The organism is Serratia sp. GW822-FHT06E05 (genome assembly GCF_058799445.1).
In genome coordinates this window covers 1,006,472-1,026,005 of record NZ_JBXALM010000001.1, presented here as the reverse complement: position 1 = coordinate 1,026,005, position 19,534 = coordinate 1,006,472, and the positions used below count along the sequence as shown (strand labels likewise).

The window sequence follows — 19,534 nt, the reverse complement described above, 5'->3', positions numbered from 1 at the left end:
AAAATGGCAATCGCCGCCGTGGACCCATAAAAAAACCGCCCCGGCTGGGACGGTTTGTCTGGCAAAGCAACCGCTAACGCACCAAATGCAGGAAGTGCAGGTGCTTCTCGTACTGGTCGAGAATATCGTGAATGATCTGTTCTTGCGTCCAGCCCATCACATCGTAATCCTGGCCCCCTTCCTTCAGATGAACCTCACCGCGATAGTATTTATGTTCCTCGTCGCGTTCCTCATCTTTCAACCCCGCCAGAGCAAAGGCCGGTTGAATGTAAGCGCGCAGGCGCACTTCATAGACAAAGTTCAGATCTTCCCCTAAATCGACTTCGAAACGGATGCGATCGTCTTGCGAATCGTCAATCGAGGAGGTGGTATTTTGCTTGGCCAGTTCGGCTTCCACCAGCGCCATCGCCGGTTGAACCACTTCACCGACAAAGCGTTTTACCTGAGAACGCTTCGGGAAATAGGCAATATTACGCAAACGCCGCTGCCATGAGATCGGGTTGCGCGCGGCGGTCGGCGCAATCGTGGTCATCATCTGGCTGTCGCGTTTGTAGGCGTCGATACGTAAGGCTTTTAACAACCCGTAGATTGAGACCAGCAGGATCATCGAAAACGGTAGGGCGCTGGCAATAGTCACGGTTTGCAATGCGCTTAAACCGCCGGCAATCAACAACGCAATCGCCACCAGACCCATCAGGGAAGCCCAAAAGATCCGCTGCCATATGGGGGTTTGATCCGAACCGCCCGAAGCCAGCGTATCAACCACCATCGCCCCAGAGTCTGCCGACGTGACGAAGAACACCACGACCATCGCCATGGCGATAAACGACAGAATATTAGAGAACGGGAAGTGCTCCAGGAAGTTGAACAACGCCAGGGCTACGTCGTTTTGCACCGTATTGGCCAGATCGCGCGCGCCTTCGTTCATGATCAAATTAATGGCGCTGTTGCCGAAAACGGTCATCCACAGCAGCGTAAAGCCCGCCGGAACGAACAACACGCCGGTAACGAATTCACGGATGGTACGTCCGCGTGAAACGCGGGCGATAAACATGCCGACGAACGGTGACCAGGATAGCCACCAGCCCCAATACAGCAGTGTCCAGCCTCCCAGCCAGTTGCTGGATTTCGGCTCGTAAGCGTAAAGGTTAAAGGTTTTATTGACGATATCGGAAAGATAGCCGCCGGTATTTTCAACAAAGGATTTCAGCAACAGCACGGTCGGGCCGAGCGTACCCACCAGGACCAGCAGCAGCACCGCCAGGCCGAGGTTCAGTTCGGAAAGAATGCGGATGCCCTTATCCAACCCGGAAACAACCGACAGCGTTGCCAGCCCGGTGATCACCACGATCAGCACCACCTGCACCGTTGCATTGATCGGCAAGCCGAACAGGTGATTAAGCCCGGCGTTAACCTGCAACACGCCGTAGCCCAGGGAGGTCGCGACGCCGAATACGGTACCTATTACCGCAAAAATATCGACTGCGTGGCCAATCGGCCCGTATATGCGATCGCCGATGATGGGATAAAGCGCGGAACGCAGCGTCAAGGGCAGGCCATGACGGTAGCTGAAGAACGCCAGGATCAGCGCCACGATGGCATAAATCGCCCAGGCATGCAGGCCCCAGTGGAAGAAGGTTAGGCGCATGGCCTGTTTAGCCGCTTCCACTGTTTCCGGTGTCCCGGTCGGGGGAGAAAGGTAGTGCATCACCGGTTCGGCGACGCCAAAGAACATCAGACCAATGCCCATACCGGCAGAAAACAGCATGGCAAACCAGGAAACATAGCTGAAGTCTGGCTGGGCGTGATCCGGCCCGAGCTTGATATTGCCGTAACGCGATAAACCCAGATAGGTCACGCTCAGCAGGATCAGGGCGACCGCCAGAATGTAAAACCAGCTGGCGTTAGTGAAAATACCCTGTTGCAGCGCCTTGAACTTACGATCGGCTAACTCAGGATAGAAGGCGGCAAAGGCCACCAGGACGATGATTAAAGCGGCAGATATAAAAAATACCGGAGGATTGATATGGCTACGACGTGCCACAATTTCAGTGTCGTTTTGGCTCATAGAATACCTTCTTGCTAGTCCGTTAGGGAATGGGATAGTCCGTTAAAACAACTCCATAAAAAGAGGGGCAAACAGGCTGCCCAAGAAATTAAACTCCGCGAGTATATAGAAAAATCGGGGAAATTTACATTTTTATGGTCAAAAAGGCTGTTTTAAGTGGTTTGGTTAGACGTTTTAGCTATATAAAAACATTGCGATGAGAAAGGGTAATTCACTCTTTTTGCAGGAAAAAACCGGTGCAGAGGAACTTGCATGGTTTTCACTATGACAAAATGCGGGCAAAAACAGGATCAGGCTGCGGGCAGGGTTTGTGAGGCAGTTCAAGGGGGTTTTAGCGGCAGGTAGAGCAGATCATGATAGAAATCCCTATAACAGTGGCCTGAACCCGGAGGGATCTGCCGTTTACTATTGATCCGATCAAGCCAAGGGTTAAAATAGATCCATTCGCTCGCGTTTAACGCTTTCATGGAGATTAAGATGAGCTGGTATCAAATAGCGTTATGGACCATGATCTTTCTGAAGTCCGGTGCCTTTCTGGTGTTCGTTTGGTGGTGGATGTTCAAACGCGCAACCAAGCCTTATGTCCGCCCGCAGGATGTTGTGATTGACGAAACGCCGGATGATGACAATCTGACCATGGAAGAAGTGATGAAGAAACACGGTATTACCCGTGTGGAAAATCAAACGCAATAACCCCGTTCTTTTCAGATTCGGTCTGCGAACTATCCCTGTGGAAATGCGGCAATGCCTGCAAGCCGGGGATAGCTCCCCAGCCTGCAGTCATCAATTCAGCGCCGTTTTCTCCCCAACAGCCATGCCATAAAGATCAACGCCACCACCGCAATGCCGATTGCCGGGGCCATATAAGGCTGCAGCATCGCCAGCAGTGGCACCGGGCCACCCAGGCGCAATACGGTCACGTCCGCAGCGCTGACCTTCACTGCGGGATTGCCGTACTGCTGCAGCACATAATTGCTGATAGCGGCGATCTGCTGGTCGTTCAACGGATTGACGTACGACAGCGGGCCAAAGTTCGGCATCAGCACGTGCTGATCGCCCACCTTTCGCTCGACCCCGAACAGTATGGCCGAGATCAGGTTGGCCGGATTGCTTGAACCGGTGGCGGTATTATTGAACAGCGAAGGATAAGCCTGGTTTCTGCTGCCGCTGCCGTCTGGTTGGTGGCAACTGGCGCAGTTGCCGCTGAATAACGCTGCGCCGTCGGTAACGGTGTTGTTGGCATTAGCCGGCTGCAACCCGCGCAGCTGAGGCTCAACGTTCAACGGCTTGCCGTAACTGTCGGCCGGCTGGCTATCCTTGGCATCTCTGACAGGCGCGGTGCTTTTCAGGTAAACGGCGATAGCCGCCAGATCGTCATCGGAAAAATATTGCAGGCTGTTTTCGATGGCTTCCGCCATGCCGCCCGCAGCCTGATTTTTGCCGACCACCCGACCGGTTTTCAGGTACTGCACCAGTTGCTGGTTGCTCCAGCCGCCGATACCGCTGATCGGGTCTGACGTGATATTGGGAGCGTACCAGCTGCCGACCATGCCACCCGCAAGAGCCTGACTGCTGTCTTCAGCCATCAGCAGGTTGCGCGGGGTATGGCAGGTGTCGCAGTGCCCAGGCCCATTGACCAGATAAGCCCCCCGGTTCCATTGCGCGCTTTTGGCCGCATCGGGTGCAAATCGGCCGTCTTTGAGAAACAGCAGATTCCAGGCGGCCATGCTAAAGCGCAGGTTGAATGGGAAGGGCAGGTCGGTCAGCGTATTTTTCTGATCGACCGGCTTCACGCCGTGCATAAAGTAGGCATACAGCGCCTTGATGTCCTCATCGCTCAACCTGGTATAAGAGGTATAGGGCATGGCGGGATAGAGGTGGGTGCCATCGGCACGGATCCCGTCCCTGACGGCACGAGCAAACTGCTCTTCGCTATAACTGCCAATGCCCTCCGCGTTTGATGGGGTGATGTTGGTTGCGTAAATCACGCCCATGGGGGAACTGATACCATATCCGCCGGCAAAGGGGGTACCGCCTTCGGGGTTGGTATGGCAGGCCTGGCAGTCCGAGGAGATAGCAATTTGCTCGCCTTTTTTAATCAACGCCGCACCGCTTAACTCTCCGTTATCCGCCGCCTGCACGGCGCTGCCGCCGAGCAACAGCAGGGATAATAGCGTCAATTTCGCCTGTTTTTTCATGGTTTCACCGCCAGTGCCCGCGCAATGTCATCGGCGGCCTTGATGCCCAGAGCCGCCATGGTCAAGGTGCTGTTCACCACGCTGGCGGAAGGAATTGCGCCGCCGCCCGGCAACCAAAGGTTGGCATGGTCATGGGTGCGGCAGTTGCCATCGACCACCGAGTCTGCTGGGTTATCGCCCATGATGGTGCCGCCCATGATGTGGTTATTGGCATTCAGGCTGGTGGTGATGTTGAACTCTTCGGCGTCGAACAGTTGGCCGATATGTTCCAATTGCTTATGTGCGGCCTCTGCGCCTTTACGCACGTAATCGCCGACATCGTAGTGGATGTCCGGGCAAGGCAAACCGTGGGCATCTTTGCGGGTTTTACTCAGCGTCAGGCGGTTATTTGGGTCTGGTAACGGTTCCAGGCTGATGGATAAATCGACGCCGTAAGCGGCGCGACGGCGTATTTCGGCATCCAATTCTTTACCGACCAAGCCTTGTTCCAGCGCCTTCTGGGTGGCAGGCACGACCCGGTTGATGTTGTTGAGGATCATCTTATTGGCCGAGTAGTCTTTGCGGAACTCACCGTCACGTGGGCCGACCAGGCAGCTGCTCTGCGCCGGGCCACGCCCGAGCCACAGCGGCTCTTTCGCCAGGAAAGTACAGTGAAAACCGGAGTGATCCATCATGTTACGACCGACCTGATCGGAAGCGTTGGCGATGCCGTTCGGGTTGCGATCGTTGGCCGCCATCAACAGCAGGCGCGGCGTTTCTATGCCGTTACAGGCCAATGCGAAAGCCTTGGCCGTGGCCTGGTGAGACTGCTTTTTGTTGTCAAGCCAATGCACCGCAGTGACCCGATTTTGCTCATCGGTATCTATCTTGTAGACCACCGCTTCCGCCAGCACCACCGCACCTTTCATTTCAGCACGTTCAACATGATGAATGCCGTTGTACATGGCGCCGATGGGGCAAATGGGCTGGCAGTTGTTGTTGCCGCAGCAGGTTGGACGGCCCTTCCACGGGTGGGTACTGCGCCCCTGTGGGATCGGGACTGAACGGTAGCCGTGCGGGTTAACCACTTCGGCAAAACGAATATCGCCATGCGCCCAGGGCACCATATCCATCGGGTAGGGTTTGCTGCGTTCAACCGGCGACTGCTGCTGCGGATCGTTGGGGCCCGCCACGCCAATTTCCTCTTCGGCCCGGCAATAGTACGGCTCAAGTTCATCATAGGAAATCGGCCAGTCGCGGCCAACGCCGTACAGGGTTTTCATTTGGAAATCGCTGGGCAGGTGGCGCCAGCAGGACGCGGCCCAGTGCCAGGTGGTGCCGCCGACGGTACGCAGATACCCTTGCTTGAAGCTGCCTGCGCTCGGGCCGCTCAGGGCGACATAGTTGTTTTCAGGAAAATAGAGCGGAGCGGTGGCAAACTCGGATTGCGGGTACAATCCTTGATAATCGGAGCCGGCGCGGTTATCAAAAGGCATATTGCGCCAGTTTTCTACGGCCTGGGCGCGTTCAATACGCAGGCCTGCTTCCAGCACCAGCACAGAATAACCCTGGCTGACTAATTGATCGGCCATCATGCCGCCAACAATGCCGGAGCCCACGATCACGATATCGGCCGAGGCGTTGCCATCGGCAGTAAATTCAGGTTTTTTCATCAGAAGACTCTCAGATCACAGGGAAGCGTTGACCGCTGGAGGGGGAGCGGTCCACCACAACGGGCCATTGCCGCAGTAGGTGGGAACGATCAGCGCGTCGCTGGCGGGGCGGTACATCAACGCGTCTTTATAGGCAATCAGCTCAGCCGTTTGGCCGTGGCCGACGGTGCCGGTATACCAGGCGGTGATAATGGCGGTCACCAGGGCCTGCAAGCCGGCCTGAATGGCCAGTTGTTGCAGCTGTTTTGCGCTTTGACCCGACTGTAACAGCCCACCAAGCTGCTCAACCTGCGTGGCGAACTGATCATTCTGATTATGTAAGGCCGTAAAAATACGCGCCGACATTCCCTGATCGATGTCCTCATGTTCGCTCAATGTCTGGGATATTTTGAAGAAACGAGCAAACTGCAGCGGGTTGGCCGCCGCGGTATGTTGTTCTGCCAGGCTGAGGAACGGGTAACTGAGCAATGACGTTGCCAGCAGGGTTGAGGCCAGCCCCAGCAGCACTTCCCGTCGACTGAAACCGGTTCCATTTTTGGTCGGTAACTCACCATCGTCTGATAACAAATTTTCCATGTGTTTTTCTCACAAAACAGGTGTTATTGCCAAAGCAGGCAAAAGAGAAGGGGTAAAGAGAGATAAAAAATAATCAACAATGGGATAAATGCATTGTTTACGGTTCTGTATCTAATAATTTGGCGGGATATTAACTTGCCGATAACTTTTCGGCAATAAACTTGCTCAAACGCCCTGATAAAAAAGCACAGAAAGAATAAAAAAGACCGGAGGTGTGGCCGCTTGTCGGGAGAGTGAACGGTGCCGTGGCGGGTATTTAAAGATAATTAATGACGGTAAATAACATTATTTCCGCTATTAGGACGGGTTTAAAACGGGGTATTAATAAGTAATGTTTATATTTAAATCACAGACGCCGTCATTATATTGACCAATAAAAACCCGCCGCAGCGGGTTTTTGGTCATTATTTTAGCTCTTACAACCCATCAGTTCTGGCAGCACGCCCGGTTTGGCTTTCAGCGAAGCCTGTACGTCGTCGGGCAGACCAGCCCAAATAATCAGCCCGGTGCGTTTCTCGATTTCATTCACCGTGACGCGATATTGGCAGAAATCGGCATTTTTCGGGGTGTTTTGGTCAAACAGAAACGCCGCATAGTGGTTCACTTCCGGGCTGTTATTGATAAAGATGACCTTCCAGTAAGCGCTGGGAATGGTGTGCGCTTTCTGGGTGCCCGGCAATTTTCCCATATTGCGTTCGTACAGTGGGCCGGTCACGGTATACACCGAACTGATATCCGCCCGGTCAATCAGCTTGCGTTCCTGATCTTCCAGCCGTGCCCAGGAGCCCTGGTTAAGATCGGCCATCTGCGGGGTGATATTGGAAAGGTAGTTCAGTGATTCCCAGTCAGAGACGCCCGCCAGTGAGGCCAGCGGCGCCTGATGCCCGCGGTCAACTTTCAGTGCCGCGTTGGCACCGGTGTAATCTGCCGGTACCAATGTATCTGCCGGGTTCAGTGCCGGATCGGTCTTCCAGTTACGGGTTTTCCCGCTGGCCGGCGTGTCTTTGGTGATGTGATAAGCCACCCAGTTGGCGAACTTGGTGGTGCTGTTGTTGTTCAGCGTATAAGCATGGCGGACGATGGACACGTTACTGCTGCCACCGGTGGGGCAACCGACCGCGCAGTTGTCGATAGATTCCAATGCCTCGGCGGAAGCCTGGGCGGTAAACAGGACGGTTACCAGAGCTAACATCTTGTTAAAACGCATATTCATATCCTCAATAAGTTTTAATAATACTGTATGTATTTACAGTATTTGTAACTTATCGCAGTGAAACGAATACAACAATGCAACACATTCACGTTACGAATGTGTCAGCATTGGTACAGCAAGGTGGATTAAAACAGCCTGTAAATGGCGGGCTACAAAGCCTTAAAAACGCCAAAAGGCACGCGAGCACAATATCAGCATGGGGTAGATCTCAAGGCGGCCGAGCAGCATCGCCGCGCACATCAACCATTTCGCCGCATCGCTAAGCGTACCAAACCCCGCGGCAGTTTCGCCGAAGCCCAACCCCATGTTATTGATGCACGCGGCCACGGTGGCGAAAGAGGTCACCAGATCATAGCCCATCAGGTTCAGCAGCCAGATGAAGAAGCAGCTGAAAAAAACGTACAGAAAGAAAAAGCTCCAGACCGACCGTAACACCCGATCGTGAATCGGCGCGTTGCCGACCTTGATGGTGTAAACGGCATTGGGATGCACCAACTGGTTGATCTCATGCCGGCTTTGTTTGTACATGATCAGAAAACGCAGCGCCTTGATGCCGCCGCAGGTGGAGCCCACGCAGCCACCGAAAAAGCTCGCCGCCAATAACAACATAATGGTGTGAGAGGGCATTTTGGCATAGTCGGCGGTGGCCAAACCGTTATCGGTCATCATCGAACTGGTGAGAAAGAAGCCATGCACGAAGGAGTCCTTGGCGCCGTACATGCCGGAACGGTAAAGCTCGAGGCAAACAATCGCCACGATAATCGACAGCACCAGCAGGAAGAAGCGCAGCTCCGGGTTTTTATACAATGGTTTCAGGCTGCGGCGGCCTACGGCAACGAAATACAGGGTGAAGTTCACCGCCGCCAGAATGGAGAAAATACCGCCGACCATTTCGACCGCCGAGCTGTCGTAATAGCCCAGGCTCTCATTGCGGGTGGAAAATCCCCCAAGCGATACGGTGGAAATCCCATGGCAAAGGGCATCGAACCACGGCATGCCGGCAATGCGGAAAGCCACCGTACAGGCCAGCCCCAGACCGAGATAGATCAGCCACAGGTTTTTCGAGGTATCGGCCAGCCGTGGCGTCAGTCGCTCTTCTTTGAATGGCCCGGGCATTTCCGACTGATAAAGCTTGGCGCCACCGATACCCAGCAGCGGCAGCACGGCCACGGCTAACACAATGACGCCGAGACCGCCGATAAAGTTGAGCTGGGAACGGTAGTAGAGAAAGGATTTAGGTATGCCCGAGACATCGTTAAGTACCGAAGCGCCGGTGGTGGTGATGCCGGACACGCCTTCGAACATCGCGTCCGTCAGGCTGACGTTCAGCGTGTCATCGAGCCACAGCGGCAGGGCGCTGATCATCGAAAACAGCAGCCAGAACATGACGATAATCAGAAAACCGTCCTGGGTACGCAATTGTACTTTGGCCTGACGGGTGCTGAACCAGCCTAACCCACCGAGCGATCCGGCAATCACCAGGGTATAGAAAAAGGAGAAAACGCTTTTTTCTTTATAGAGCAGCGCCACCAGCAGAGGTGGAATCATTGACAGGCTGTAAAGGAAAACTAAAAAACTGCAAAGATGAATAACGACCAATATCTGCTTATTCTTGACCATAATACTTGCGCCCGAGTTGCCTGACGGCAATGAGTCAATTTATTCTTTAAGCCTGAAAGAATAAGGCAGGCGATATAAAAATAACGTAAAAATTCATATCGCCTGAAAGGGTTGGCACGTTTTTTAATCGCAATGGCGATTATTCCAACAGGGTGTTTACGGTGCGACGCACGTATTGCGTCATTTGCGCCAGATCCTCGGGGGACACCGGCCCACCGCCGGCACGTACCACCTGCTGTTCTATTTGAGCAATTTCCTGCTCGACCTTATTGGCAATCTGTACCTTGACGATCTTATCCACCGACGAGAGCAGCACCTTCAACACCACTTTCAGCGCCACATTCTCGCAGAACGAATCGTAGTGATGAACCGCAGGCGGGGCTGCGGGGGGCTCGGGTGCGCGCGGGGCCATAGCCTTGAAACTGTCTACATTTTCAATAATAAGATCCATGTCTCTTATTAGTTCATCAAAATCTTTAGACACTGACTTATTTCCCTTCGCTATGCGCAAAAACAGAACGCCCGTCATCAGGGCAAAGGCCGGTGATTGGCGGGCAGAACGAATTTCGACCGTGACGTTCAGGTAGTGAATGGCAGGCTGAGCGGCATTTTAACCTTGCCGGGGGTTGGCAACAAGATGGGGCCGCAGGAATCCGCGGCCCCATCGGGCAGGTGATAGCTTAAATTTTCAGCTTGGCGGTGATTTTCGCTACGTGTTCACCCTGGAAGCGGGCAATGGCCAGCTCTTCCGCACTGGGCTGGCGCGAACCGTCGCCACCGGCAATGGTGGTTGCTCCGTAAGGGGTGCCGCCGCGGGTTTGTGAAACGTCAAACAGCTCGGGTGCTCCGTAACCGATAGGCACAATAATGAAACCGTGGTGCGCCAGCGTGGTCCAGGTTGAGCTGATGGTGTGCTCCTGACCACCGCCGGTACCGGTGGAAGAGAATACGCTGCCTACCTTGCCGTACAGGGCGCCGGAAGCCCAGAGCCCGCCGGTTTGATCGAGGAAGGTCCGCATTTGGCCCGCCATGTTGCCAAAGCGGGTTGGGGTACCGAAGATGATGCCGTCGTAATCGGCCAGTTCCTGCGGGCTGGCGACAGGGGCCTGTTGATCTTGCTTGCCGCCGGCTTTGGCAAAGGCTTCTGCCGGCATGGTTTCTGGCACGCGTTTCAGGGTGACTTCTACGCCACTGACCTTGCGTGCGCCTTCCGCTACCGCGTTCGCCAGGGTTTCAATATGTCCGTACATTGAGTAATACAGTACCAAAATTTTCGCCATGTTCCGTTCTCCGCTGTGGTGGATGAAAGAGATGCTTCCTAAGCATAGGAGTGAATGCGGAACTTGGCCTTGTGGCCTTATCTCATCCCGGCTATCGCCAGCAGCGCCCCGAAGGCAATCAGCAGGCCACCGAATACCCTGTCTATGCCTTTACGCAGGCGCAGCAGTCGCGCATTGATGCCCGGCGCGGAAAACAGCAGCGCAACGGCGCTGAACCACAGGATATGGGCCAGGGCGATAAACAAGCCGTAGCCGATTTGCACCGCCAGCGACGTGTGTGGATTAACCACCTGCATAAACAGGCTGACCACAAAAATGGTGGTTTTCGGGTTCAGCGCATTGGTTAAGAAGCCGGTTTTCAGCGCGGCGAAATCGCTGGCGGCGGTGGGGGTCGCACCGGCAGAAACCGTGGCAGCACCGGCATTACGCAGCATGCTGACACCCAGGTAAATCAGGTAGGCAGCGCCAATCATCTTCAACAGGGTGAATAGCCACAGCGATTGCTGGATCAGCACGCCGACGCCGATCAGGGTGTAGCTCACGTGGATCAACACCCCGGCACCAATGCCGCAAGCGGTCACCACGCCGGCACGACGGGAAAGCAACAGGCTGTTGCGCGACACCATGGCGAAATCAGGCCCTGGGCTAATGACGGCAAGTAAAGTGATGGTGACGACAGCGATGAGTTCGGTCATAGTAATCCTGTAGATGAATCAGAAGAGAGTGACTGATTTATAAAGGGAATAGCCAACGGTGACAAACGATGAAAACTGACGATTTCGGTGATAAAAACTCACGCAAAATAAGCCGGCCACTGTCATTGGGCGGATTGCGATGCTTTGAAGCGGCGGCCAGGCTGGAAAGTTTCACCCAGGCGGCGAACAGTTTAAACCTGACGCACGGGGCGGTGAGTCGTGCGGTCAGGGCGCTGGAGGATGAGCTGGGTATTGCGTTGTTTGAACGTCGTCATCGGCGGGTGTATCTGACGGCCGCCGGGCGGACGTTGTTTCAGGCGTCGCAGCAGGCATTCGGCATCCTGGAGCAGACTGCGCAACAACTGCGGCAGCAGGCACAGGACGCACCGCTGGTATTGTCCTGTGAGCCGACGCTATTGATGCGTTGGCTGATACCCCGCCTGCCTGCGTTTCAGTTGGCGCACCCGGACATCCATCTGCAGTTGGTCGCGGGCGGCGGGCCATTTTCGTTTCACGACGGCATCAGCGCCGCCCTACGGCGCAACGATTTTGACTGGGGCGATAAGCTGCACAGCCAGTGGCTGTTCAACGAGCAAGTCGGGCCGGTATGCAAGCCTGAAATGCTGCTGCGTTTTATCGCTCTCCACGCCGGTCAGCCGCAGTTGAGCCGCGATGCGGTGCTGTTACATTCGGCCACCCGGCCTGATGCCTGGCGGCATTGGGCTCAGCAGCAGAGTGTGTCGCTGGAAGGCTGTCCAGAGCAGCGTTTCGATCACTTTTACTTCAGCTTGCAGGCGGCGGTGGCGGGGATAGGCGTCGCTATTGGCCCTTGGCAGCAGGTGCGGGATGATGTGGCCGGTGGGCTACTGAGCGCCCCCTTTGGTTTTACGTCGGACGGTAGCGGTTATTGTCTGCTGACGCCGCAAGAAATCAGGCCGGGCAGCGCGCTGGCCCGGCTGGCTGACTGGCTGAAACTCAGTGCAGACGCTTGAGCTTTTGCTCCAGGCGCTGGCGTTGCCAACGGCTGAAGAAGTCGCGTAACAGCAGGGTGCGCGTCGCGCGCATAATCACCGCGATACTCATACCGGCCATGGCCCAAAGCGACCACAGATATTGCGGATGAGTAAACCAGTTAATGGCGAACAACAGCACTGCGATAAATGCGAACCTCACTATCATGCGCAGCAGCCTGCCTTCTTCCTCCACCTGTCGGCGAATCGCCTGCTCGGCCTGGCTGCTGTCGCTGTTTTCCTGTTGCGGCGGCTGGTTGAGATCGCCAATCTGTAACTCCAGCGCCGCGGCTATCGCGGTCAGGGTTTCCAGGCTGGCCTGCTCGCCATTTTCAAGGCGCTGAACGGTACGGGTGCTAAGCCCGGCAATGCTGGCCAATTGTTCCTGAGACCAGCCTTTTTCCAGCCTTAATTGCCGGATGCGGTAAGTTTGCATTGCACGCTCCAAAAATGAACCTTCATTGAGGCCAAGTGTAGGAGTTGAGGCCGTTGACCGCCACGACAGGCGCATGACATCTGTACGACAGCCAGGTGACAACCCGCTGAGTATGCGGGTTAGAAGGTGACGTTACGGATAAAGCGCAGCGGAAAATCGGTGCGGTTGGCGTAGGCATAGTGCTGATCGCTGTTGAACACCTGGGTTTGGCCGGCGTCCAGCGTCAGGGTTTGCTGTTCCAGCACCAGCGTCAGGCTGCCGGTAATCACGTAGATTATTTCACTCCAGCCTTCGGCATCCGGCACAGAATCGTAGTGCTCGCCGGGCATCAGCGTCCATTCCCAAAGCTCAACCCGCTGACGAGCAGGCACGCTGGCGGCAAACAAAGCCTGACTTGCCGGCTGTACGCCTTGCCATGCCAATTCGCCGACCAAATGGCTGCCGCGCGCTTCGGGAGCCTGGATCAGATCGGTAAAGGCGATATTCAATGCCTCGGCCAATTTGTCCAACACCGCCAGGCTGACGTTGCGGTCACCGGCCTCGATGCCGGCCAGCATGCGGCGGCTGACGCCGGATTTTTCCGCCAGCATCACCTGGCTTAGCCCCGCCTGCTGGCGATAGCCACGCAGGTTGCTGCTCAGGTATTGCAACACCTTGGGCGCTTCATGTTTACCGCTGTTCACTGTATTGCTCATCCCAGGGCTTTACCTCATACTGGCAGGATCTGTGCATTATATTGCACCCAGCAGGAAGGGCAAGCCGGTGTCTGCAGTAAAAAAATCCTCTATTTTCACTTTCATTCCCACGATAAAGCGGCAGGAAGCGGTGCTGATTTTCATCACCATGATCTGGGGCGGAACCTTTCTGGCGGTCCATCTTGCCATGCAGGTCAGCGGGCCGTTCTTCTTCGTGGGTTTGCGCTTCGCTGCGGCTACGCTGGTGCTGACATTGTTCTCCCTGCGCAGCTTACGCGGATTGACCTGGTATGAGCTGAAAGCGGGCGTGTTTATCGGTATCGCCATCATGTTCGGTTACGGCCTGCAAACCGTGGGGCTGCAAACCATCAGCAGCAGTCAGTCGGCGTTCATCACCGCCATGTATGTGCCGATGGTGCCGTTATTGCAGTGGTTGGTGCTCGGGCGTTTCCCCGGCGTTATGGCCTGGGTCGGCGTGTTATTGGCCTTCAGTGGCCTGATGCTCTTGGCCGCGCCAAGCAGTACCGATATGGCGCTTAGCATCGGCGAGATCCTGACGTTGATTGGCACGCTGGGCATGGCTGCCGAGATCATTTTGATTGGTGCCTATGCGGGCAAGGTTAACGTTAAGCGGGTGACGGTGGTGCAATTGGCGACGGCCTCGCTGGCGGCGTTTCTGATGATGGTACCGACCGGCGAGTCGGTACCGCCTTACAGCAATTACCTGCTCTACAGCGCAGTCGGTCTGGGGCTGGCCAGCGCCATCATTCAAGTGACGATGAACTGGGCGCAACGAAGCGTTTCGCCGACGCGTGCCACGGTCATTTATGCCGGCGAGCCGGTGTGGGCCGGGCTGGTGGGGCGCATTGCAGGCGAGCGTTTGCCGGGCGTAGCGCTATTGGGCTGTGCGCTGATCGTATTGGGCGTGCTGGTCAGCGAAATGCGTATTCGACGTAAAGCAAAGGCGGCAGCGTTGGTTGAATAAGGCCCGGCAAGCCGGGCCGCGGTGCTAACGGGTAGCGCTGTCTGCCAGTGGCAAGATTTTACGGTTGCGCAATAGCGCATTGAGGATAATGGCACCGAAAGTGGCGGTGCCAATGCCCCCCATGGTGAAGTTGCCGAGGGTTAACGCAAAGTCCCCTGCACCCAACACCAGCGTTACCGCCACCATAATCAGGTTGCCGTTATCCCCCAGATCAACCTTGTTTTGCACCCAGATGCGCGCGCCGGCGACGGCAATCAAGCCGAACACCACGATCGAAGCACCACCCAGCACCAGCCCGGGAATAGTGTGGATCAATGCACCGAACTTGGGTGAAAACCCCAGCACAATCGCTACCGCTGCGGCGGCGACAAACACTAGCGTGGAGTAGATTTTGGTGACCGCCATCACCCCGATATTTTCGGCATAGGTCGTCACTCCGGTGCCCCCGACCGAGCCGGAAAGCATTGTCGCCAACCCGTCGCCGACGAAGGCGCGACCGATATAAGGGTCAAGATCCCGGCCGGTCATGCCCGCTACCGCTTTCACATGCCCGAGGTTTTCCGCCACCAAAATGATCGCCACCGGGGCAATCAGCAGCATGGCATGCAGGTTAAATACCGGGGCGGTGAATTGCGGCAGACCGAACCAAGGGGCCTGGCTCAGTGCGCTGTAATCTACCGGTTTGCCGAGGCCGAAACCGTTGGTCGCCACGACGTAAATCAAATAGGCGGCGATCAGGCCAACCAGGATCAGCAGCCGCTGCATCAGCCCGCGGGTAAAAACCGCCACCGAACCGATACACAAGATAGTGACCACCGCCATCCAACTGTCAAAATGGGAGGCTGAAACGCTGCGCACCGCAATGGGCGCCAGGTTGAGGCCAATAGCCATGACCACCGCCCCTGTCACTACCGGCGGCATCAGCCGCTCTATCCAACGGGTGCCAACGCTCATCACCACGAAACCGATCAGCAGATACACCAGCCCGCAGGCGATGATGCCACCGAGCGCCAGGGCAATATTGGGGTTGGCGCCCTGGCCGCTGTAACCGGTCAGGGTGATGACCAGCCCGACAAATGCCGCGCTCGAGCCGAGATAGCTCGGTACCCGACCGCCGACCACCAGAAAAAACAGCAGCGTGCCGATACCGGACATCAGAATGGCCAGATTGGCGTCAAAGCCCATCAGCAAAGGCATCAGCACCGTAGCACCAAACATCGCCACCGCATGCTGCAAACCCATCACCAACGTCTGGGTCACTGGTAGCCGTTCATCGGGCGCAACAACCGCACCGTCCAGATTGCCTTGCTTCATCCGCCATTGGGGAAACCAGGTATTCGCCATCGTCATCTCCAAAATATTGAGGTGCAGGTTAGGGTTACAGATGCGAGCGTTGCGGCTACGCGCCGATCATTGTTTCAACAGCGAGTGATAACGCCGGTCAAAATAGGCCAGGCCGTGGCTGTGGTCATTGCGGGCCAACGCCACCGCCTGACAGAACAGAATGTCGTGGGTGCCGACGCTGACAATCTGGCTGATTTGGCAATCGAAAGAAGCCAGCGCGCCGTGCAAAATCGGGGCGCCGGTCACCAGCGTAGACCAGCGAGCGGCGGAGAATCGCATGTCCATCGGCGTTTTGCCGCCGAACAGATTCGACAGCGATTCGTGCTCTGCCGCCAGCGTATTGACGCACAGCGTTTGGTTTTGCTTGAACACCGCATACACCGACGCAGAGCGGTTCAGGCACACCAGCAACGTGGGGGGCGTGTCGGTGACGCTGCATACCGCAGAGGCGGTAAAACCGGCGCGGCCTGCGGGGCCGTCGGTGGTAATGATATTCACCGCCGATCCCAGGCGGGCCATGGCATTGCGGAAGTCTTGTTTTTCTACGTACGCTGGTTGCAGCGGTGCATCGGCAAACTCTGTTTGGCTTTGCATAAGGTATCTCCGGGCTAGAGGGCGAGGCTGCTGCTGGCGTTCGGCGTTTTCAATAGCCAGTCCAGCAGGGTGCGGTTGAAAGTTTCGCTGTCGGTCACGCTCATCGCGTGGCCGCCGTAGGTCATCTGCGCCAGCTCGCCGTTGGGCAGGCTTTCCGCCAACTGATGCGAACAGAGATAGGGCACCAGCAGATCGTCGCGAGCGCACAAGGCCAGGGTTGGTGTGGTGATGTCCGCAAGGTGAGGGCGGAAATCGGTATTAATCAATGCATTCAGGCGGCGCAGCAGGTTTTCTGTGCCCTGAAAATGCGCGGTTTGGTGCTGCAACTCTTCACCTAGCAAGGCTTCGTGCTGCGATAGCCAGTCGGCGGGGAACAGAAACAGCGGCTGGGCGCGCACATAGGCTTCAACGCCGCTGTTAAGCAGCAGATCCTGTCGGACGTGGAAGCAGCGCCGGGTCTGGCTGTCCAGCGCCGGCCAGCCGTTGACCACTACCAGTTTTTCCAGCAACTGCGGCTGGGTGAGCGCCAGTTGCAGGCCAATCATGCCGCCCAGCGCGTGGCCGACGAAATAACAGCGTTCGATACTGAACGAACGCAGCAGTTGCGCTACTTCATCCGCCATATCGGCCATGCTATAGCCGTCCGGTACCACGCCTTTGCTGCGGCCGGTGCCATAGTGATCGTAAATGACCACCCGGAAATGCCGGGTTAGCGCATCAATCTGCGGTTGCCAGAAGCTACCCGAGCCACCGAGGCCTGCGGACAGCACCAGCGTCGGCGCCAGTGGCGTATCTTTTCCCAAAATCTCAAAGTACATGCTCGATCCTCAATGGCTCAGCGGCCGATATGGGCCACTGTGGCGATTTCAATCAATGCGTCCGGCTTCACCAGCCCGCACTGAATGCAGTAGCGGGCCGGTTTATCGCCGGAAAAATACTCGGCATACACCTGATTGATGGCGGCATAGTTTTGCCAGTCGGTGAGAAAGATCGAGTTAAAGGTCACGTCGTCCATGCTTCCACCGGCGGTTTCGATCACGCTTTTGATGGTCTCCAGCACGTGGCGTGTTTGTGCCGCGGCGTCACCGACGTGAACGACGTTATTGTCTTTATCGAAGGCCAGCGTACCCGAGACGTACACCACGCCGTCGGCCAGGGTGCCCGGAACAAAGGGAGCCAGCGGTTTGCCGGTGCCCGGTGGAGTGATCACTGTTTTTGGCATTGTCGCGCTCCTGGTGAAGGTTGTTTTGGGTTTAAACAGGCAAGATTCATGCCGTCTGGCTAAGCGGAGCGGCGAGAACGTCACAGAAACTGTCGACGTCCGACACCCAGCCGAAAAAGGTTTCGATGTTGTACAGCGCCGCCTGCTGGGCGAACGCCGGGCCGGCCTGGTGGGTGGCGTCGGCCAGCACAATGCCGAAATACTCGAGGAAAAAGCCGTCGCGCAGCGTGGATTCCACACAAACGTTGGTGGCGATGCCGGTAAACACCAGATGGTGAATGCCGTAAGAGCGCAGCAGGCTGTCGAGCTGGGTGTTGAAAAAGCCGCTGTAGCGCGGTTTCGGCAGCACGATATCGCCAGGCTGTGGTTGCAGTTCATCCACCAGGTCGTAGTCCCAATCGCCTTTGGCCAGCAGCTTGCCCATCAGTTCCGGGCGCTGGCGCATGGTTTTCAGCGCGTTGGACTTGTGCCAGTTAGGCGAGCCTTCACCGCCGGCTTCGACGTACTGGTTGTCCCAGCCGTTCTGGAAAAAAATCACCTTAATGCCCGCGGCGCGCGCGGCAGTGATGGCGCGCTTGATGTTGGCGATCACCGGCGCGGTGGTCGAAACGTCGAACCCGGCCAAATCCAAATATCCCCCCTGCGAGGCGTAGGCATTTTGCATATCGACCACGATTAATGCGGTTTCCTGCGGCGCAAAGGCGATGGCCTCAGGACGGGCGGGCAGGGTGACCGTCGCTCCGCCTTGCGGTGACTGGCGGCGTACCACAGGTTGGATTTCAACAATTTTCATCATGCCACCTCACGGTTTGCTGCAGTTTGTGGGCAAACGTCTGTCCGGCTTTTCATCAGGGGGTGAATGCGTTCGCCGAAGTCTTCTACGCCTTGCACGAAGTCGTCGAAAGTCAGCAGCACGCCTTCGGTGCCGGGCACGGTGGCGATTTCATCCATCATGCGCGCCACGTTGGCGTAGGAGCCGACCAGCGTGCCCATGTTGATGTTGACGGCGGAAGTGGGGTCGGCCATTTGGCGCACATTGGTGTCGGCGCCGGATTTAGTGTCTTTGCCGCTCTGCTCGGTGAGCCAGGCCAGGGCTTCGGTATCGGCCCCGGCTTTATAGCTTTCCCATTTGGCGCGGGCAGCCTCGTCGGTTTCATCCGCAATGATCATAAACAGCACGTAGCAGGCCACGCTGCGGCCTTCGGCGTCGGCGGCAGTTTTCAACCGGGCAGCCGTCGGGGCGAAAGCGGTGGGGGTGTTGACGCCTTTGCCGAAGCAGAAGTTGTAGTCGGCGTATTTGGCCGAGAAAGCCATGCCCGCATCGCTTTGACCAGCGCAAATCACCTTGATGTCCGCTTGGGGTTGCGGGCTGACGCGACAGTCATCCATCTGGAAAAACTCGCCCTTGAAATCGGATTTTCCGGTGCCCCACAGATCGCGTAGCACCCTGACGTATTCCGCCAGATAGTCGTAGCGACGACCAAAGTACTCGTCACCCGGCCACATGCCCATCTGCTCGTATTCCGGTTTCTGCCAGCCGGTCACCACGTTCAGGCCAAAGCGCCCACCGGAAATAGAATCAATGGTGGAAGCCATACGCGCGACGATGGCCGGCGGCATGGTAAGGGTGGCGGCGGTGGCGTAGATCTTGATGCGTGAGGTTACGGCAGCCAGCCCGGCCATCAGGGTGAAGGACTCCAGGTTATGATCCCAGAATTCGGTTTTGCCGCCGAAGCCGCGCAGTTTGATCATCGACAGGGCGAAATCAAAGTTGTAGTGCTCGGCCTTCTGCACGATGGTTTTATTGAGTTCAAACGTCGGTTTGTACTGTGGGGCATTGCTGGAAATCAGCCAGCCGTTGTTGCCGATCGGAATAAATACGCCAATTTTCATTTGAATACCTCGGGTCAGTGAAGGGGACAATCACAGGCTGCTTGCCTGAACCA

At 56.4% G+C, this 19,534-nt stretch carries 20 protein-coding genes; 3 read left to right on the top strand and 17 right to left on the bottom strand.

Annotated features, from left to right (window positions below; translation table 11 throughout):
• Positions 1-73: 73 nt before the first annotated feature.
• Entirely contained in the window at positions 74-2,068 is a 1,995-nt protein-coding gene (locus AC1RKC_RS04925) for a BCCT family transporter (RefSeq protein ID WP_020826185.1), read from the bottom strand.
• 477 nt (positions 2,069-2,545) lie between these two features.
• Here AC1RKC_RS04925 and AC1RKC_RS04920 point away from each other — a divergent pair, with 477 nt between their 5' ends.
• Entirely contained in the window at positions 2,546-2,761 is a 216-nt protein-coding gene (locus AC1RKC_RS04920; RefSeq protein WP_020826186.1) for a hypothetical protein, read from the top strand.
• Positions 2,762-2,856: 95 nt separating this feature from the next.
• Here the strand turns inward: AC1RKC_RS04920 and AC1RKC_RS04915 are convergent, their stop codons facing one another.
• The 8 genes from AC1RKC_RS04915 to AC1RKC_RS04880 all read right to left on the bottom strand — a co-directional run bounded on the left by AC1RKC_RS04915 (position 2,857) and on the right by AC1RKC_RS04880 (position 11,302).
• Positions 2,857-4,266, bottom strand: coding sequence for a c-type cytochrome (locus AC1RKC_RS04915; RefSeq protein WP_493091988.1), 1,410 nt, complete (start codon positions 4,264-4,266; stop codon positions 2,857-2,859).
• On the bottom strand, positions 4,263-5,918 hold the full coding sequence (locus AC1RKC_RS04910; RefSeq protein WP_046373969.1) for a GMC family oxidoreductase: 1,656 nt from the start codon (positions 5,916-5,918) through the stop codon (positions 4,263-4,265). The genes AC1RKC_RS04915 and AC1RKC_RS04910 overlap by 4 nt, the downstream gene beginning before the upstream one ends.
• A gap of 15 nt (positions 5,919-5,933) precedes the next feature.
• Positions 5,934-6,494: a sorbitol dehydrogenase family protein gene (locus tag AC1RKC_RS04905; RefSeq protein WP_048761961.1), complete on the bottom strand. Its 561-nt coding sequence runs from the start codon at positions 6,492-6,494 to the stop codon at positions 5,934-5,936.
• 409 nt (positions 6,495-6,903) lie between these two features.
• The gene (locus AC1RKC_RS04900; RefSeq protein ID WP_020826190.1) at positions 6,904-7,701 is read right to left on the bottom strand and encodes a DNA/RNA non-specific endonuclease; all 798 of its coding nucleotides are present in this window, start codon (positions 7,699-7,701) and stop codon (positions 6,904-6,906) included.
• 165 nt (positions 7,702-7,866) lie between these two features.
• Complete coding sequence (locus tag AC1RKC_RS04895; RefSeq protein ID WP_020826191.1) at positions 7,867-9,327, bottom strand: TrkH family potassium uptake protein; 1,461 nt, start codon at positions 9,325-9,327, stop codon at positions 7,867-7,869.
• A 139-nt stretch (positions 9,328-9,466) separates the two neighbouring features.
• Positions 9,467-9,778, bottom strand: coding sequence for a hypothetical protein (locus tag AC1RKC_RS04890; protein WP_020826192.1), 312 nt, complete (start codon positions 9,776-9,778; stop codon positions 9,467-9,469).
• A 229-nt stretch (positions 9,779-10,007) separates the two neighbouring features.
• Complete coding sequence (gene wrbA, locus AC1RKC_RS04885) at positions 10,008-10,607, bottom strand: NAD(P)H:quinone oxidoreductase (RefSeq protein ID WP_493091991.1); 600 nt, start codon at positions 10,605-10,607, stop codon at positions 10,008-10,010.
• Between the two features lie 77 nt (positions 10,608-10,684).
• A complete protein-coding gene (locus AC1RKC_RS04880) occupies positions 10,685-11,302 on the bottom strand; it encodes a LysE family transporter (protein WP_115059227.1) in 618 nt (205 codons plus the stop codon).
• Positions 11,303-11,370: 68 nt separating this feature from the next.
• Here AC1RKC_RS04880 and AC1RKC_RS04875 point away from each other — a divergent pair, with 68 nt between their 5' ends.
• A complete protein-coding gene (locus AC1RKC_RS04875) occupies positions 11,371-12,294 on the top strand; it encodes a LysR family transcriptional regulator (RefSeq protein WP_493091992.1) in 924 nt (307 codons plus the stop codon).
• Here the strand turns inward: AC1RKC_RS04875 and AC1RKC_RS04870 are convergent.
• Positions 12,278-12,748 carry a helix-turn-helix domain-containing protein gene (locus tag AC1RKC_RS04870; RefSeq protein ID WP_020826196.1) on the bottom strand — a complete coding sequence of 157 codons (471 nt, stop codon included), beginning with the start codon at positions 12,746-12,748 and terminating at the stop codon, positions 12,278-12,280. The genes AC1RKC_RS04875 and AC1RKC_RS04870 overlap by 17 nt on opposite strands.
• A gap of 119 nt (positions 12,749-12,867) precedes the next feature.
• Positions 12,868-13,443, bottom strand: a complete 576-nt coding sequence (locus AC1RKC_RS04865; protein ID WP_020826197.1) for a helix-turn-helix domain-containing protein — start codon at positions 13,441-13,443, stop codon at positions 12,868-12,870.
• Between the two features lie 67 nt (positions 13,444-13,510).
• Between AC1RKC_RS04865 and AC1RKC_RS04860 the strand changes: the two genes are divergently transcribed.
• Positions 13,511-14,428 carry a DMT family transporter gene (locus AC1RKC_RS04860; RefSeq protein ID WP_174574029.1) on the top strand — a complete coding sequence of 306 codons (918 nt, stop codon included), beginning with the start codon at positions 13,511-13,513 and terminating at the stop codon, positions 14,426-14,428.
• A 24-nt stretch (positions 14,429-14,452) separates the two neighbouring features.
• Here the strand turns inward: AC1RKC_RS04860 and rutG are convergent, their stop codons facing one another.
• The 6 genes from rutG to rutA all read right to left on the bottom strand — a co-directional run bounded on the left by rutG (position 14,453) and on the right by rutA (position 19,481).
• Positions 14,453-15,772 (bottom strand): pyrimidine utilization transport protein G, encoded by a 1,320-nt coding sequence (rutG, locus tag AC1RKC_RS04855; RefSeq protein WP_493091995.1) that lies wholly within the window; start codon positions 15,770-15,772, stop codon positions 14,453-14,455.
• Between the two features lie 66 nt (positions 15,773-15,838).
• Positions 15,839-16,366 (bottom strand): NADH-dependent FMN reductase RutF, encoded by a 528-nt coding sequence (rutF, locus tag AC1RKC_RS04850; RefSeq protein WP_493091997.1) that lies wholly within the window; start codon positions 16,364-16,366, stop codon positions 15,839-15,841.
• Positions 16,367-16,380: 14 nt separating this feature from the next.
• Positions 16,381-17,184: a pyrimidine utilization protein D gene (gene rutD, locus AC1RKC_RS04845; protein ID WP_115059216.1), complete on the bottom strand. Its 804-nt coding sequence runs from the start codon at positions 17,182-17,184 to the stop codon at positions 16,381-16,383.
• Between the two features lie 17 nt (positions 17,185-17,201).
• On the bottom strand, positions 17,202-17,588 hold the full coding sequence (gene rutC / locus AC1RKC_RS04840; protein WP_493091998.1) for a pyrimidine utilization protein C: 387 nt from the start codon (positions 17,586-17,588) through the stop codon (positions 17,202-17,204).
• A 46-nt stretch (positions 17,589-17,634) separates the two neighbouring features.
• The gene (gene rutB, locus AC1RKC_RS04835) at positions 17,635-18,381 is read right to left on the bottom strand and encodes a pyrimidine utilization protein B (protein ID WP_404780324.1); all 747 of its coding nucleotides are present in this window, start codon (positions 18,379-18,381) and stop codon (positions 17,635-17,637) included.
• Entirely contained in the window at positions 18,381-19,481 is a 1,101-nt protein-coding gene (rutA, locus tag AC1RKC_RS04830; RefSeq protein ID WP_493091999.1) for a pyrimidine utilization protein A, read from the bottom strand. The genes rutB and rutA overlap by 1 nt, the downstream gene beginning before the upstream one ends.
• Between the last annotated feature and the right edge of the window lie 53 nt (positions 19,482-19,534).